Source organism: Streptomyces sp. NPDC001594, from assembly GCF_042893675.1.
GTDB lineage: Bacteria > Actinomycetota > Actinomycetes > Streptomycetales > Streptomycetaceae > Streptomyces.
In genome coordinates this window covers 179219-195174 of sequence record NZ_JBIAVB010000017.1, presented here as the reverse complement: position 1 = coordinate 195174, position 15956 = coordinate 179219, and the positions used below count along the sequence as shown (strand labels likewise).

13 protein-coding genes and 2 pseudogenes are annotated in these 15956 nt (G+C 72.2%); 8 read left to right on the top strand and 7 right to left on the bottom strand.

The genetic code is table 11. The annotated features are described in order from the left end of the window. The 4 genes and pseudogenes from ACFY0O_RS30240 to ACFY0O_RS30225 form a co-directional block, all read left to right on the top strand. Positions 1-162: pseudogene (locus ACFY0O_RS30240) on the top strand (2-oxoacid:ferredoxin oxidoreductase subunit beta); the annotation flags it as partial. A 61-nt stretch (positions 163-223) separates the two neighbouring features. Further along, positions 224-598, top strand: a pseudogene (locus tag ACFY0O_RS30235) (NAD(P)H-binding protein); the annotation flags it as partial. A gap of 196 nt (positions 599-794) precedes the next feature. Then, positions 795-1775, top strand: a complete 981-nt coding sequence (rarD, locus tag ACFY0O_RS30230; protein ID WP_388952432.1) for an EamA family transporter RarD — start codon at positions 795-797, stop codon at positions 1773-1775. Positions 1776-2022: 247 nt separating this feature from the next. After that, positions 2023-3366, top strand: a complete 1344-nt coding sequence (locus tag ACFY0O_RS30225) for a M28 family metallopeptidase (RefSeq protein ID WP_388952430.1) — start codon at positions 2023-2025, stop codon at positions 3364-3366. Here ACFY0O_RS30225 and ACFY0O_RS30220 read toward each other — a convergent pair. The 4 genes from ACFY0O_RS30220 to ACFY0O_RS30205 form a co-directional block, all read right to left on the bottom strand. Further along, positions 3356-3745: a hypothetical protein gene (locus ACFY0O_RS30220; RefSeq protein WP_358899455.1), complete on the bottom strand. Its 390-nt coding sequence runs from the start codon at positions 3743-3745 to the stop codon at positions 3356-3358. The genes ACFY0O_RS30225 and ACFY0O_RS30220 overlap by 11 nt on opposite strands. Beyond that, entirely contained in the window at positions 3742-3945 is a 204-nt protein-coding gene (locus tag ACFY0O_RS30215; protein ID WP_237293031.1) for a ribbon-helix-helix domain-containing protein, read from the bottom strand. The genes ACFY0O_RS30220 and ACFY0O_RS30215 overlap by 4 nt, the downstream gene beginning before the upstream one ends. Before the next feature lie 97 nt (positions 3946-4042). Next, entirely contained in the window at positions 4043-5260 is a 1218-nt protein-coding gene (locus ACFY0O_RS30210; protein ID WP_388952425.1) for an outer membrane lipoprotein carrier protein LolA, read from the bottom strand. Positions 5261-5491: 231 nt separating this feature from the next. Beyond that, complete coding sequence (locus ACFY0O_RS30205; protein ID WP_358899457.1) at positions 5492-6502, bottom strand: polyprenyl synthetase family protein; 1011 nt, start codon at positions 6500-6502, stop codon at positions 5492-5494. A gap of 423 nt (positions 6503-6925) precedes the next feature. On the opposite strand from ACFY0O_RS30205, the gene ACFY0O_RS30200 reads away from it, so the two are divergent. After that, a complete protein-coding gene (locus ACFY0O_RS30200; protein ID WP_388952422.1) occupies positions 6926-8929 on the top strand; it encodes a CocE/NonD family hydrolase in 2004 nt (667 codons plus the stop codon). A gap of 58 nt (positions 8930-8987) precedes the next feature. On the opposite strand, the gene ACFY0O_RS30195 is transcribed toward ACFY0O_RS30200, so the two are convergent. Beyond that, the gene (locus ACFY0O_RS30195) at positions 8988-9794 is read right to left on the bottom strand and encodes a Cof-type HAD-IIB family hydrolase (protein ID WP_388952419.1); all 807 of its coding nucleotides are present in this window, start codon (positions 9792-9794) and stop codon (positions 8988-8990) included. 141 nt (positions 9795-9935) lie between these two features. On the opposite strand from ACFY0O_RS30195, the gene fahA reads away from it, so the two are divergent. The 3 genes from fahA to ACFY0O_RS30180 all read left to right on the top strand — a co-directional run bounded on the left by fahA (position 9936) and on the right by ACFY0O_RS30180 (position 12642). Next, complete coding sequence (gene fahA, locus ACFY0O_RS30190) at positions 9936-11162, top strand: fumarylacetoacetase (RefSeq protein WP_388952416.1); 1227 nt, start codon at positions 9936-9938, stop codon at positions 11160-11162. Between the two features lie 151 nt (positions 11163-11313). Beyond that, positions 11314-11943, top strand: a complete 630-nt coding sequence (locus ACFY0O_RS30185; protein ID WP_388952413.1) for a hypothetical protein — start codon at positions 11314-11316, stop codon at positions 11941-11943. Between the two features lie 93 nt (positions 11944-12036). Next, the gene (locus ACFY0O_RS30180) at positions 12037-12642 is read left to right on the top strand and encodes a hypothetical protein (protein ID WP_388952410.1); all 606 of its coding nucleotides are present in this window, start codon (positions 12037-12039) and stop codon (positions 12640-12642) included. A gap of 69 nt (positions 12643-12711) precedes the next feature. On the opposite strand, the gene nuoN is transcribed toward ACFY0O_RS30180, so the two are convergent. Next, positions 12712-14367: an NADH-quinone oxidoreductase subunit NuoN gene (gene nuoN, locus ACFY0O_RS30175; RefSeq protein ID WP_388952408.1), complete on the bottom strand. Its 1656-nt coding sequence runs from the start codon at positions 14365-14367 to the stop codon at positions 12712-12714. After that, on the bottom strand, positions 14364-15956 hold the full coding sequence (locus tag ACFY0O_RS30170; RefSeq protein ID WP_388952406.1) for an NADH-quinone oxidoreductase subunit M: 1593 nt from the start codon (positions 15954-15956) through the stop codon (positions 14364-14366). Before ACFY0O_RS30170 ends, nuoN begins: the two co-directional genes overlap by 4 nt.

The window sequence follows — 15956 nt, the reverse complement described above, 5'->3', positions numbered from 1 at the left end:
GACACCCTGCACCAGACCCCCATCGGGGTCTTCCGCAACGTCGAGCGGCCCGTCTACGACACCCTCATGGCCGACCAGCTGGAGACCGCGGTCGACCAGCGGGGCAAGGGTGACCTGGCGACCCTGCTCACCGGCAGTGACACCTGGACCGTCGTCGGCTGAGCCCGACACGAGCCGACACGAAGCCCGGATCCCGTCCCACGGGGTCCGGGCTTCGTCATACGAGCTGGCCGTCGTCGTACGCAGCGAGGAGAAGGCCGCCGACCTGGCCGCCCGCGGCATCGAGGTACGCGTCGCCGACTACGACGACCCCGCGAGCCTGGCCGGCGCCTTCCGGGCCGGCGAGCGGGTCCTGCCGATCTCCGGCAGCGAGGTCGGGCGCCGCGTCCCGCAGCACACCGCCGTGATCAAGGCCGCCGCGGCCGCCGGGGTGGCCCAGCTCGCCTACACCGGCATCCTCGGCGGGCCCGAGGCCGACTTCGAGCTCGCGGCCGAGCACAAGGCCACCGAGCAGGCCATCCTCGACTCCGGCCTCCCCTACACCTTCCTGCGCAACGGCTGGTACCACGAGAACTACACCGCCCAGCTCCCCGTCGTCGGCTGATCGGACGGCCGACCACCCCGGTCGCCGAGGCGATCACGACCGCCCTGGCCTGAGCCCCTGGCCCGATCCCCCGGGCGCCGAGGCCCCCGCAGTGTCATGAGTATCTCCATCAAACGGGCATGACAGCAGCCCCGTGCGGCGATACCGTCGTGAGGTTGTGAGTTTGGCCGGAAGTCGCACTGGAGGTCCCGTGAAGGCGGACAACGAGCAGCGCACGGGTTTGCTCTACGGATTCGGCGCGTACGGGATGTGGGGGCTGGTCCCCCTGTTCTGGCCCCTGCTCATGCCGTCCGGGGCGATCGAGATCCTGGCGCACCGCATGGTCTGGTCCCTGGCCGTGGTCGCCGTCGCGCTCCTCGCGCTGCGCCGCTGGCGCTGGATCGGCGAGCTGGTCCGCCAGCCCCGCAAGCTGGGGCTGACCGCGCTCGCCGCCTCCGTGATCAGCGTGAACTGGGGCCTGTACATCTGGTCGGTCAACAACGGGCACGTCGTCGAGGCCAGCCTCGGCTACTTCATCAACCCCCTCGTCACCATCGCGCTCGGCGTGCTGGTGCTCGGGGAGCGGCTGCGCCGGGCGCAGTGGGCGGCCGTCGGGGTCGGTTTCGCCGCCGTCGTGGTCCTGGCCGTCGGCTACGGGCGGCCGCCGTGGATCTCGCTGGCCCTGGCCTGCTCCTTCGCCACCTACGGGCTGATCAAGAAGAAGCTGGCCATGGGCGGCCTGGAGTCGCTGACCGCCGAGACGGCCCTGCTGTTCCTGCCCGCCCTCGGCTACCTGCTGTGGCTGGGGGTGGAGGGCCGCTCCACCTTCACCTCACAGGGGCTCGGGCACTCCGCGCTGCTGGCCTCGACGGGGCTGGTCACCGCGATCCCGCTGATCTGCTTCGGCGCCGCGGCGATCCGGGTGCCGCTGTCCACGCTGGGGCTGCTGCAGTACCTGGCGCCGGTGTTCCAGTTCGCGCTCGGCGTCGTCTACTTCCACGAGGCGATGCCGCCCGAGCGCTGGGCCGGCTTCGGCCTGGTGTGGGTCGCGCTGGTCGTGCTGACCTGGGACGCGCTGCGGAACTCCCGCCGCTCCCGGGCCCGGCTGGCCGGCGCGGCGGCCGAAGCGGAGGCGGCGGCCGCGGCCGCGGCGCCGGGTTCCGCACCCACGCCGAGCCGCGAGCCCGCGTAACCGCCTCCCCGGCCCTGCCGGAACGGACCCCCGCTCCCCATACACCCCGCGATCCCCGGTACGAGCACTCGTACCGGGGATCGTCCGTATTCCGAACGGATCTGACCGGATCGCGCTCTTGACGGTCAGTCACACCCTCGCTGAACATCAGGGCTCGCACTGACGTACCAACGCTCACCTGCACGATTCCCACACGTTCCGCCCCATCCCCGGCGGAACATCCCCCACGGAATCCCGGAGCCCCCACATGAGCCTGTCCGTCTCCCGGCGCCTGACCGCCGTGACCGCGATCGCGGTCGCCGGGCTGTTCGCCACCACCGCCCCCGCCGCCTTCGCCGCCGCGCCCCCGGCCGTCCCGGCCGCCACACCCGCCGCCCTCGCCGCGCCCACGCCGCCCGACATCCCGGTGGCCAACGTCAAGGCGCACCTGTCGCAGTTCCAGTCGATCGCGAGCGCCAACGGCGGCAACCGCGCCCACGGCCGGGCCGGTTACAAGGCCTCGATCGACTACGTGAAGGCCAAGCTGGACGCGGCCGGGTTCACCACCACCCTCCAGACCTTCAGCTCCAGCGGCGCCACCGGCTACAACCTGATCGCCGACTGGCCGGGCGGGGACCCGAACTCCGTCCTGATGACGGGCTCCCACCTGGACTCGGTGACCGCGGGCCCCGGCATCAACGACAACGGCTCCGGCTCGGCGGCCGTGCTGGAGACGGCGCTGGCCGTCTCGCGCGCGCAGCTCCAGCCCACCAAGCACCTGCGGTTCGGCTGGTGGGGCGCCGAGGAGCTGGGCATGGTCGGCTCGAAGTACTACGTCAACAGCCTGCCGGCGGCGGAGAAGTCGAAGATCTCCGGCTACCTGAACTTCGACATGATCGGCTCGCCCAACCCGGGCTACTTCGTCTACGACGACGACCCGACCATCGAGCAGACCTTCAAGACCTACTTCGCGGGCCTGAACATACCCACGGAGATCGAGACCGAGGGCGACGGCCGCTCCGACCACGCGCCGTTCAAGAACGCGGGCATACCCGTCGGCGGCCTGTTCTCCGGCGCCGACTACACCAAGACCTCCGCGCAGGCCCAGAAGTGGGGCGGCACGGTCGGCCGGCCCTTCGACGCCTGCTACCACTCCTCCTGCGACACCACGGCGAACATCGACGACACCGCCCTGGACCGCAACTCCGACGCCATCGCCTACGCGATCTGGAACCTCGGCGCGGGCACCCCGGTCCCGCCCGGGAAGTCCTTCGAGAACACCGCCGACGTCACCATCCCGGACTCCCCCGGTGCCGCGGCCACCTCGCCGATCACCGTCTCCGGCGTGACCGGCAACGCCCCCGCCACCACCAAGGTCGACGTGAACATCGTCCACACCTACCGCGGTGACCTGGTGATCGACCTGATCGCCCCGGACGGCACGGCGTACCGGCTGAAGAACTCCTCCAGCTCGGACTCCGCCGCCAACGTGGTCGCGAGCTACACGGTGAACGCGTCCAGCGAGGTCGCCAACGGGACCTGGAAGCTCCAGGTCAAGGACGTGGCGGCGCAGGACACCGGCTACATCAACAGCTGGAAGATCACCTTCTGACCGGTTCCTCGATGAGGGCGCGGAGCTGCTGCGCCACCGCGGCGACGTCCGCGCGGCCCAGCTTCGCGTCCTCCACCAGGTCGCCGAGCTCCTCGGGCGAGGGCAGCTGCCTGGCCCCGGCCACCCGCAGGTACGAGCGGGTGGCCGCGGCCGCGTAGAACTCGTTCATCGGGGACTCCAGCGCCGGGCAGACGGCGAGGGTGTGCAGGAAGGCGGCGGCCCGCCAGGCGGTGTCGGGCGCGGGCTGCTCGGGCACCAGCACCAGGTCGTTCTGGTGCCGGGCGACGGCGGCCGCCACCCCCGAGGGGTCCCACACGGCGGGGTCCGACGGCAGATGATGGGCCAGTGCGGTCCAGGCCCACTCCATGGTGATCTTCAATGGCCGAACCGCTCCTGGAAGTAGCCCCAGTGATCCGCGAACTCCTCTATCCCGGACAGGAAGTTCTTCCGGTCCTCGTCGAGTTCGCGCTCCGTGACCTCGGTGATCAGCGCGGTGACCGTCGTTCCCAATGCCGCCGCACGCGCCTTGAGGCGGTCGTGGAACTCCTCGTCCAGGCGGATGGTGACGTGTCTTGACATGGACCTCACGGTACAGCGGCCGTGCTGTACGCAGGAGGGGAACGCGAGAAGGGTGGCCCGGGACACACGTCCCGGGCCACCCGTTCCCGCGTGGCGGCTACTTGGCCGAGTCGGCCGTCTTCACCAGCTGGTCCTTGGTGACCGCGCCGACGTACACCTTGCCGTCGTCCGTGATCAGCGCGTTGACCAGGCGGGTCGACAGAATGCGGCCCTCGCCGAACTTCCCGTGGACCTTGTCCCCGAGGGAGTTCAGGAACTGCTTGGCCTCCTTGGGGGTGTTCTTGTCGTTCTCGACGTCCTTGAGGCTCTTGCCGGCGCCGGAGTCGATCCGCGCGACCGTCGACCAGCCCTCGCCGAGCATCTTCACGTCGCCCTTGCCGTGCTCCCCGCCGGCCAGCTGCCCGAAACCGGGCAGGGACTCCAGCGCCTTGAAGCGCTCGTCGTCCTTGCCGCCCTGGGCACCCTTGCCGTCCTTGCCGGCCGGGCCCGGGTGCGAGCCCTCGGTGAGCTTGGCGCCCTTGGGCGGGGTGAAGGAGAAGGAGTCGGCGGCCGGCTTGCCGAAGTCGACCTGGGTGAAGCCGGCTTCGACGATCGGCTTGCCGCCCTTGCTCGACAGCAGCTGGACCCGCAGCGGCACGCCGTTCTTGGCGTCGACCGCGATCTGGACGGACCCGACGGTGGAGCCGCTCTGCTTGGGCTTCAGCACCAGCTGGTAGGCGTCGCGCCCGGCGATCTGCGCGGTCTCGCCCACGCCGATGTCGGTGGTCGGCCCGGCCTGCTTGATGATGTCCTGCGCGAGCTGCTGCGGGGAGGCCGCGAGCCGGTCGCCGGTCTTGTGGTCCTGGCCGGCGCGGTCGGCCTTGTCGTGGAAGGCCTCGTTGGACTTGCTGTCGTAGCCCCACACGTCGTTGCCGTTGTGGACGAGGGTGTACTCGTCCTTGCCGTCGAGGAAGGTCAGCTTCTGGCGGTCCGGGCCGTCGGCCGCGACGCGCAGGGTGTGCGTGCCGTTCGCCAGCTGGGCGATCTTGTCCTCGGGGTTGGCGGAGCCGCCCGTCACCCCGGCGCCGCCCAGCAGGCCCGCGGCCAGGGTGGGCAGGCCCAGGTCGGTGGTGACCTTGGCGCTGCCGGAGAGCTGCTGCACGTCGGAGGCCGCGACCTTCTCGATCAGCTGCTGCGCCGTCACCTTGGGCAGGTCCGGGCCGCCGGCGGTGGCGAAGGCCGGGACCATCGCCGCGGTCGCCGCGGCGACCCCCGCCACGGCGACCGGTACGGCGTACCGCGCGGCCTTGCGCGAGGTCTTCGTGTTCGCTGCCATCTCTGAGCCCTGCCCTCTTGTCCAGGGCGGCGACCGTTGTCGCCGCACTCACCCGATCCGGTGGGGTTTCGATGGATCCATCTGACCAAAACGGCGGGCGGAGGGCGTCAGTCCCCGGGATCAACTCCGCGTACGACCGTGGGATGACACGGGAAGGGCCCCCTCCCCCCGACCCGTAGGGGTCGCGGGGCCGGGGGCCCGTGCCGTACGCGTGCGTGCCTGCGCCGGGGCTCAGCCCGCGCGGTGGACCACCGCGTCGCACAGCTCCTCCAGGGCCGACTTCGCGAAGCAGTCCGGCAGCGGGGCGAGGAGGGCGCGCGCGTCCTGCGCGTACTGGATGGTGTCGCGGCGGGCCTGCTCCAGCGCGGGGTGCACCCGCAGCCGGGAGAGCACCTCGGCGTGCCGGGCGTCGTCCGTGAGGTCCCCGTCCAGCAGGCGCACGAGCTCCAGGTCCTCCTCGCGCCCCTCCCGCTCGGCCGTCTCCCGCAGCCGCAGCACGGGCAGCGTCGGGATGCCCTCGCGCAGGTCGGTGCCCGGGGTCTTGCCCGACTCGTGCGAGTCGGAGGCGATGTCGAGGACGTCGTCGGCCAGCTGGAAGGCAGTGCCGAGGCGCTCGCCGTACTGGGTCAGGATGTCCACCACCGACTCGTCGGCCCCGGACATCAGCGCGCCGAAGCGGCCGGAGACCGCGATCAGCGAACCGGTCTTGCCCGCGATGACGTCGAGGTAGTGGGCGACCGGGTCGCGGCCGTCGCGCGGGCCGGCCGTCTCCAGGATCTGGCCCGTGACCAGACGCTCGAAGGCCTCCGCCTGGATGCGCACGGCTTCCGGCCCGAGGTCCGCGAGGATGTGCGACGCACGGGCGAACAGGAAGTCACCCGTCAGGACCGCCACCGAGTTGCCCCAGCGGGCGTTCGCGCTCTCCACCCCGCGGCGGACGTCCGCCTCGTCCATGACGTCGTCGTGGTAGAGCGTGGCCAGGTGCGTGAGCTCCACGACCACCGCGGAGGGCACGATCCCGGGCGCGTAGGGGTCACCGAACTGCGCCGCGAGCATCACCAGCAGCGGCCGGAACCGCTTGCCCCCGGCGCGCACCAGGTGCTGCGCGGCCTCGGTGATGAAGGGGACTTCGCTCTTGGTGGCCTCCAGCAGACCCGCTTCGACAGCGGCCAGTCCGGCCTGGACATCGGCCTCAAGAGCCTGGTCCCGCACGCTCAGTCCGAACGGCCCGACGACGGTCACGAGGGGTACTCCTGTCTGCTGACGATCCGATGACGATCACATGGATTGTCAATGTGTCGCTGCCATCACTCAAGCCAGCGTATCGGGTCTGTTTTCGATCACGCAGAGCACCTGCCCGGCAGCCGTCCGGCGGGCCTCGCGCGGGACCGCGCGCACCGCCCGATCCACGCCGGTATGTTCAGGTACAGCCGATACAACCGGAGAATCTGTTTTGTCCAGAATGACGACCGCCGTAGGCGGACCCGGCCGCCCCCGGCGGCCTCGCCCGCCGCACGGCGCCGCGGCGGATCGCCGCCGGCGGTCTCCTCCTCGCCGCGCTCGCCACCCTTCCGGCGGCCATCGGCTGGTTGACGCCGGCCCCGACCGTGACCCCTGTCGCCGCGCGGCCGACGGCCTCCACCGAGGGAGCGTGACCGAACCCCCATGATCATCCGCACCGAGTTCCCCTACGCGACCACCCACGAGGATGTCCGGATCCCGATGCCCGACGGGGTGGAGCTGTACGCCCGCGTCTGGCGCCCCGCGACCGACCGGCCCGTCCCCGCCCTACTGGAGTACCTCCCGTACCGGCTCACCGACCGGACCGCCCCCCGCGACTGGCAGCGCCACCCCTGGTACGCCGGACACGGCTACGCCTCCGTACGCGTCGACGTGCGCGGCCACGGCTGCAGCGGTGGCCGCCCCGGCGACGAGTACGACGCGCGGGAACTGGCCGACGGGGTCGCGGTGGTGGAGTGGCTGGCCGCCCAGCCCTGGTGCACCGGGTCCGTCGGCATGTTCGGGATCTCCTGGGGCGGTGTCGACAGCCTCCGGATCGCCGCTCTCGCCCCCGAGGCCCTCAAGGCCGTCGTCACCGTCTGCTCCACCGACGACCGCTTCGACAACGACGTCCACTACATGGGCGGCTCCGTCCTGGCCGTCGGCATGCACGCCTGGTCGGCCACCCTGCTCGCCTTCGCCGCCCGCCCCCCTGACCCCCGGTACGCCGGCGACGGCTGGCGGGAGCAGTGGCTCTACCGGCTGGAGGGCCTCGAACCGCTCGTCCACACCTGGCTCGCCCACCAGACCCGCGACGCCTACTGGCGACACGGCAGCGTCCGCGAGGACCACGGGGCCGTCGGCGCGGCCGTCCTCGCCGTCGGCGGCTGGCACGACCCCTACCGGGACACCGTGCTGCGCCTGGTCTCCGCCCTGCCCGCCGACCGGGTCCGCGGCCTGATCGGGCCCTGGTCCCACCAGTACCCGGACCGCGGCCTCCCGCCCGGCCCGTCGATCGGCTTCCTCCAGGAGACCCTGCGCTGGTGGGACCACTGGCTGAAGGGCACCGACACCGGGGTCATGGACGAGCCGCTGCTGCGCGCCTGGATCAGCGACACGCACCGCCCGGCGACCACGTACGCGGAGCTCCCGGGCCGGTGGGTGGCCGAGAAGGCCTGGCCGTCGCCGTCGGTCGTGCCCGTCTCGTACGGTCTCCAGGGCGCGCCGGTGACCGTGGCCTCGCCGCAGCACACCGGCCTGGACGCCGGCCGCTTCGTCCCCTTCGGCAACGACGCCGACCTGCCGCCGGACCAGCGGGAGGAGGACGCGAAGTCGGCCTGCTTCGAGTTCCCCGTCGCCGCCGGCGAGCCGGTGGAGGTCCTGGGCCGCCCCTCGGTCACCCTGCGGCTGCGCATGGACGTCCCGTACGGCCAGGTCGTGGCCCGGCTGTGCGACGTCGCCCCGGACGGGGCGTCGACGCTGGTCACACGGGGTGCGCTGAACCTGTCCGCCCGGCACGGCCGCGACCGGGCGGCGCCGTGGCCGACGGGCGCCTGGGAGGACGTCACCTTCGACCTGAACGGCATCGGCCACCGCTTCCCGCCCGGCCACCGCATCCGGCTCTCCCTCTCCTCGGCGTACTGGCCGTGGATCTGGCCGCGCGCCGGCTCGGAGGCGGGCTGGACCCTCGACCCCGCGGGCAGCACCCTCGAACTCCCCGTCCGCGCGGCCCCTCCGACGCCGGAGGGCATCACCTTCGAAGCCCCGGAACAGTCGCCGCCCCTGGGCGTCTCCCACCCCGCCACGCTGGACGAACCCCGCCCGGAACGCCTGGTCGTACGGGACGTCGCACGCGGAACCTGGCGCCTGGAGGTCGACCCCCGCCACGGGGGCACGCGGGTGTACCCGGACGGCCTGGAGTACGAGGAGGAGGGGCGCGAGGTCTACGAGATCCAGCAGTCGGACCCCCTCTCCGCCCGCACCCGCTCCGACTGGCACATCCGCCTCCACCGCCCGGACCTGGGCTGGGACGTCCGGGTCGAGACCCGCTCGGAGATCACCTGCGACGAGGGCGGCTTCACCACGTCGAACGAGGTGGTCTGCCGCGAGTCGGACGAGGTCCTCTACCACCGGACCTGGCAGCGAAGGCTGCCGCGGGCGGCAGGCTGAGGCAGGCTTCTGCCGCCCGCCCCGCGCCCCCCGCTTCGCCCCCGCGAGGCGGCCCGGGTCAGCCGTACAGTCGTTCAAGGACCACCGCGATGCCGTCCGCCTCGTTCGACAGGGTCACCTCGTCCGCGACGGCCACCAGTTCGCGGTGGGAGTTCGCCATGGCCACCCCGTACCCCGCCCACCCGAACATCGGGACGTCGTTCGGCATGTCGCCGAAGGCGATCGTCGAGGCCGCCTGGACGCCCAGCGCCTCCGCCGCGCGAGCCAGGCCGCTCGCCTTGTCGATGCCCGGCGGCTGGAGTTCCACCGTGTGCTCCCCCGCCATCGTGACGTTCACCAGGTCGCCCACCACCGACCGGGCCGCCCGGGTCAGCTCGTCGTCGTCCAGCCGGGGGTGCTGGAGCAGGACCTTCGTGATCGGGGCCGACCACAGGTCCTCCCGGCTCGGTACCCGGACGGTCGGCAGGTGCGGGTGCCACATCCGGTAGCCCGGCCCTATCAGCATCTCGGCGTCCAGGCCCTCCTGGTTGACCGCCGTGTACACCTCGCCGATCTCCGCCTCGATCTTGCCCAGGGCCACCTCGGCCAGCCCCCGGTCCATGGAGACGGAGTGCAGGAGCTGTCCGCGCGCCGCGTCGTACACCTGGGCGCCCTGCCCGCACACCGCGAGCCCTGTATACCCGAGGTCATCGAGGACGTGCCGGATCTGGGGAACCGGGCGGCCGGTGACGACGATGTGGCGGGCGCCGGCGGCGCGCGCCGTCGCGAGCGCCGCGCACGAGCGGGCGGAGACGGTGTCACCGGCGCGCAGCAGAGTCCCGTCCAGGTCGGTGGCGATCAAGGCATAGGGGAGGGCGGAAGTCACGGCGCCAAGGATACGGACCCCCGTGGACAAGTCCTATAAATACCGCCCGAATCCGGCCTCCCACAGACCCCACGCGCCACGTAACGTGTCAGCCAGCCCCCGGGACACCCCCGGACCGCGTCGAAAGCGAGGCAGTACCCCATGCCCCAGCAGAGCCCCCTCGATGTCCCCGAGGGCGACCCGTTCGGGCCGCACAACCTCCCCTACGGCGTCTTCTCCACCCCGGAGGAGCCGGAGCGCCGCCGGGTCGGTGTGCGGATCGGCGGGTACGTGCTCGACGCGGGGGCCGTGGCCGTCGCGCTCGGGTCCCCGTACGCCGGGCTCCTCGCCCAGGGTTCGCTCAACCCGCTGCTGGCCGCCGGCCGCACCGCCTGGCGCGACGTGCGCCGCGCGCTGACCGCCTGGGTCACCGACCCGGGCCACCGCGAGACGGTCGAGCCGCACCTGCTGCCGCTGGACGGGGTCGCGCTGCACCTGCCGTACGAGGTCGCCGACTACGTCGACTTCTACGCGAGCGAGCACCACGCCACCAACGTGGGCCGCATCTTCCGGCCGGACGGGGACGCGCTCACCCCCAACTGGAAGCACCTGCCCATCGGTTACCACGGCCGCTCGGGCACCGTCGTCGTCTCCGGCACGGACGTCGTGCGCCCCTGCGGGCAGCGCAAGGCGCCCACCGACCCGGCGCCCGTCTTCGGCCCGTCGGTCAAGCTCGACATCGAGGCCGAGGTCGGCTTCGTCGTCGGCACCCCCTCGGAGCTGGGCCGCCCGGTCGCCCTCGGCGACTTCGAGGAGCACGTCTTCGGCCTCTTCCTCCTCAACGACTGGTCGGCGCGCGACATCCAGGCCTGGGAGTACGTGCCGCTCGGCCCCTTCCTCGGCAAGTCCTTCGCGACCTCCGTCTCCGCCTGGGTGACCCCGCTGGAGGCCCTGGACGCCGCCCGGGTCACCCCGCCGGCGCGGGACTTCCCGCTCCTGCCCTACCTGGACGACTCCGCCACCGACCGCCCCGGCGGCTTCGACCTGCGCATCGCCGTGTCGATCAACGGGCAGGAGGTGGCGCGGCCGCCGTTCGCCTCCATGTACTGGACCGCCGCCCAGCAGCTGGCCCACATGACCGTCAACGGCGCCTCCCTGCGCACCGGTGACGTGTTCGGCTCCGGCACCGTCAGCGGTCCGGAGGTCGACCAGCGCGGCTCGCTGCTGGAGCTGACCTGGAACGGCCGCGACGCGATCGAGCTCGCCGACGGCAAGCGGACCTTCCTGGAGGACGGCGACACCGTCACCATCACCGCCTGGGCCCCGGGCCCGGACGGCACCCGCGTCGGCCTCGGCGAGGTCACCGGCCGCATCGCGAGCGCCCGCTAGTCCACCAGGCGGCCGGCGGGGTGGCGGGTCTTCCCGCCACCCCGCCGGACGTGCGCGAGGCGGCGGTCCGGGCCCGCTCTCCGGGGGACCTGCCTACGCCACCCGGGCCGTCCGAGTGGCGGCCCCCGGGCGGGGCGGTGACGCTGCCTGCATGGCCACTCGTACCGGCAGGCTCCTCCCCCTCGCCCTCGCGGCCGCCGCCACCCTGGCGGCCGCGCCGTCCGCGCCGGCGGCCGAGGCCGCGCCCAGGCCGCGGCTGACGCCCTCCGCCCAACTGGCCCTGGCCTACCGGGCGACCGCCAAGTACCACCAGCACAGCACCGGTGTCGCCGCCGGCTACGTGCCCGACCAGTACTGCGTCGTGAACCCCAACGGGGGTCCGGGCGCGCTGGGTTACCCGCACTTCAACCACGCCTACGACGGCTCCGTGGACCCGGCGAAGCCCACCGCGCTGCTCTACGAGGGCGACGGCAAGGGCCACTGGAGCCTGGTGGGGCTGGAGTGGATGGTCGTCGACAAGGACGGCCGCACGGACACCGACGACGACCGGCCCAGCCTCTTCGGCCAGCCCTTCAAGGGGCCGCTGCCCGCCCGCTACAAGGGGCAGAAGGTGCACTACTCGCTGCACCTGTGGCTGTGGAAGGACAACCCGTCCGGCCGTTTCGAGCCGTTCAACCCGACGGTGGCCTGCCGCCCCGGCACCACCCGCCCCCGACCGGTCGCCCCGGCCACCCCGGCCGCCCCCGCCGTCGCCCCCTCCCCCACCGCCACCTCCCCGTAGGGCCCCCGTTCGGCGGCCCGCCGCGTGCACGGCCCGCGCCCCGCCCCGATGGTGGAACGACAGCCCCTCCGGGACCGAACACCAGGAGCTCCCATGCCCGTAGTCCGCGGCCTCAAGGCCCTGTCCGCCTGTGCCGCCGTCGGCGCGTCCCTCGTCCTGGCGGCCCTGCCCCCGGCCCACGCCGTGGACGGCCCGGCACCCGACCCGCACAACGCCAAGGCGATGCGCGACATGGCCACGGCCATGGCGGTGACCGCCAAGTACGTGGACGAGCGGGAGGCGATCAAGGACGGGTACGTCCCGCACGGCAAGGAGTGCATGACCAACCCCTTCGGGGCGGGCGCCATGGGCTACCACTACGTCAAGGAGTCCAACTGGGGGTCGACGGACCCCGCCCGGCCGACCGCGCTCCTCTACAGCACGGAGAAGGACCGCTACGGCCGCCGCAAGCTGGAGACGGTGGAGTGGATGTCCGCCGACCGGGACCAGGACCTGAAGACCACCGACGACCGGCCGACCATGTTCGGGCTGCCCTTCGACGGGCCCATGCCCGGCCACTGGGAGGGCATGCCCAAGCACTACGACCTGCACATGTGGGCGTACCGGGAGAACCCGGCGGGCCGTTTCCACAACTGGAACACCGCCCTGAAGTGCCCGGGCAACCCCGCGCCCAACCCGATGCACGCCGACCACGGCTAGGCCGTGACGCACGTGGGCCCGGCTCCCCGCGGAGGGGGAGCCGGGCCCACGGGCCGTCCGCGGCGGGGGTCAGCGCACGAAGGTGCTCGCGTGTCCCGCCAGGTCCAGGAAGTACTGCGGCGCGACGCCCAGCACCAGCGTGACGGCGACGCCCACCGCAATGGTGGTCATCGTCAGCGGCGAAGGCACCGCCACCGTCGGCCCGTCGGCCTTCGGCTCGCTGAAGAACATCAGCACGATCACCCGGATGTAGAAGAACGCGGCGACCGCCGACGAGATCACACCGACGACGACCAGCGCCCCGGCCCCGCCCTCCGCGGCCGCCTTGAACACCGCGAACTTGCCGGCGAAGCCGGAGGTCAGCGGGATGCCGGCGAAGGCCAGCAGGAACACCGCGAAGACGGCCGCGGTGAGCGGCGAACGCCGTCCGAGACCGGCCCACTTCGACAGGTGCGTGGCCTCGCCGCCAGCGTCGCGCACCAGCGTGACCACCGCGAACGCGCCGATCGTCACGAAGGAGTAGGCGCCCAGGTAGAAGAGGACGGACTTGACGCCCTCCGCCGACGTGGCGATCACACCGGCCAGGATGAACCCGGCGTGCGCGATCGAGGAGTACGCCAGCAGCCGCTTGACGTCCGTCTGGGTCACGGCGATGACCGCGCCCGCGAGCATCGTGACGATGGCGACGCCCCACATCACCGGCCGCCAGTCCCAGCGCAGCCCGGGCAGCACCACGTAGAGCAGGCGCAGCAGCGCGCCGAAGGCGGCCACCTTGGTCGCGGCGGCCATGAAGCCGGTCACGGGGGTGGGGGCGCCCTGGTAGACGTCCGGGGTCCACATGTGGAAGGGAACGGCGCCGACCTTGAAGAGCAGGCCCATCAGGATCAGCGCGCCGCCGATGAGGAGCAGCGCGTCGTTGCCCATGGTGGAGGCGAGCGCCGGGTCGACGGTGGTGACGGTGCCGTCCACCACGTCCGCGATGACCGCGTACGAGACGGAGCCCGCGTAGCCGTAGAGCAGGGCGATGCCGAACAGCAGGAACGCCGAGGAGAAGGCGCCGAGCAGGAAGTACTTGACGGCCGCCTCCTGCGACATCAGCCGCTGGCGGCGGGCGACGGCGCAGAGCAGGTAGAGCGGGAGGGAGAAGACCTCCAGCGCGACGAACAGGGTCAGCAGGTCGTCGGCCGCCGGGAAGATCAGCATCCCGGAGATCGCGAACAGGGCCAGCGGGAACACCTCGGTGGTCGTGAACCCGGCCTTGACGGCGGCCTTCTCGCTGTCGCTGCCCGGTACGGACGCCGCCTGGGCGGCGAAGGAGTCGACGTGCTTGCCGTGCGCCTTGGGGTCGAGGCGGCGCTCGGCGAAGGTGAACACGGCCACGATCGAGGCCAGCAGGATGGTGCCCTGGAGGAACAGCGCCGGGCCGTCGACGGCGATGGCGCCCATGGCCGCGATGTGCGCCTTGGTGTTGCCGTATCCGCCGGCGGCGAGGCCGACGACCGCCGCGAAGGCCGCGGCGAGGGCGGCGACGGCGAGGAACACCTGGGCGTGGTAGCGGGCCCTGCGCGGGACGAAGGCCTCGACGAGGACGCCGAGGACGGCCGCGCCCACCACGATCAGCGTGGGCGCGAGCTGCGCGTACTCGATGTGCGGGGCCGGGATCTTGTCGGCCGGTCCGTTGGCCGCCAGTGTCAGCAGGCCCTGGGCAGCAGTCGCGGCGCTCACTTGACCGCCTCCCCGTTCTTAGCTTCGACGGCGACCTCAGGCTTGGGGTCCGTCTTCTTCACGTCCGACATCGTGTGCCGCACCGACGGGTTGACGATGTCGGTCAGCACCTTGGGGTAGACGCCCAGTCCGATCAGCAGGGCGATCAGCGGGGCGACCACCAGCAGCTCCCGCGGGCGCAGGTCCGGCAGGGTGCGGACCTCCTCCTTCACGGGGCCGGTCATGGTCCGCTGGTAGAGGACCAGGGTGTACAGGGCGGCCAGCACGATGCCGATGGTGGCGATGATCCCGATGACCGGGTACCGGGCGAAGGTGCCGACCAGGACCAGGAACTCGCTGACGAACGGGGCGAGGCCCGGCAGGGACAGGGTGGCGAGGCCGCCGATCAGGAAGGTGCCGGCGAGGACCGGGGCCACCTTCTGGACGCCGCCGTAGTCGGCGATGAGCCGGGAGCCGCGCCGGGAGATCAGGAAGCCGGCGACGAGCATCAGCGCCGCCGTGGAGATCCCGTGGTTGACCATGTAGAGCGTCGCGCCCGACTGGCCCTGGGAGGTCATCGCGAAGATGCCCAGGATGATGAAGCCGAAGTGCGAGATCGACGCGTACGCGACCAGCCGCTTGATGTCCCGCTGGCCGACCGCGAGCAGCGCGCCGTAGACGATGCTGACCAGGGCCAGGACGAGGATCACGGGGGTGGCCCACTTGCTGGCCTCGGGGAAGAGGCCGAGGCAGAAGCGGAGCATCGCGAAGGTGCCGACCTTGTCGACGATCGCGGTGATCAGGACGGCGACGGGGGCGGTGGCCTCGCCCATGGCGTTGGGCAGCCAGGTGTGCAGGGGCCACAGCGGGGCCTTCACCGCGAAGGCGAAGAAGAAGCCGAGGAAGAGCAGCCGCTCGGTGTTGGTCGCCATGTCGAGGGTGCCCGCGGCGCGGGCGGCGGTGATCTCCTGGAGGGAGAAGTTCCCGGCGACCACGTACAGCCCGATGACGGCGGCGAGCATGATGAGGCCGCCGACCAGGTTGTAGAGGAGGAACTTGACCGCCGCGTAGGAGCGCTGGGCGGCGGCGTTCTCGTCGCTGCCAGAGTGGGCCCGGTCCCCGAAGCCGCCGATGAGGAAGTACATCGGGATGAGCATGGCTTCGAAGAAGATGTAGAAGAGGAAGACGTCGGTGGCCTCGAAGGAGATCACCACCATCGCCTCGACCATCAGGATCAGGGCGAAGAAGCCCTGGGTGGGGCGCCAGCGGGACGAGTTCGTCTCCAGCGGGTCGGCGTCGTTCCAGCCGGCGCCGATCACGAAGGGGATCAGCAGGGCGGTGAGCGCGATGAGCGCCACGCCGATGCCGTCCACGCCGAGTTCGTAGCGGACGCCGAAGTCGGCGATCCACGCGTGGGATTCGGTGAGCTGGTAGCGGGCGCCGCCGGGCTCGAAGCGGACCGCGACGAGCACGGCCAGGGCGAGCGTCGCCAGGGAGAAGAGCAGCGCGAGCCACTTGGCGGCGGTGCGCTGTTTGGCCGGGACGGCGGCGGTGAGGACCGCGCCGACCGCGGGGACCGCGGCCGTCACCGTCAGAAGCGGGAAAGTCAT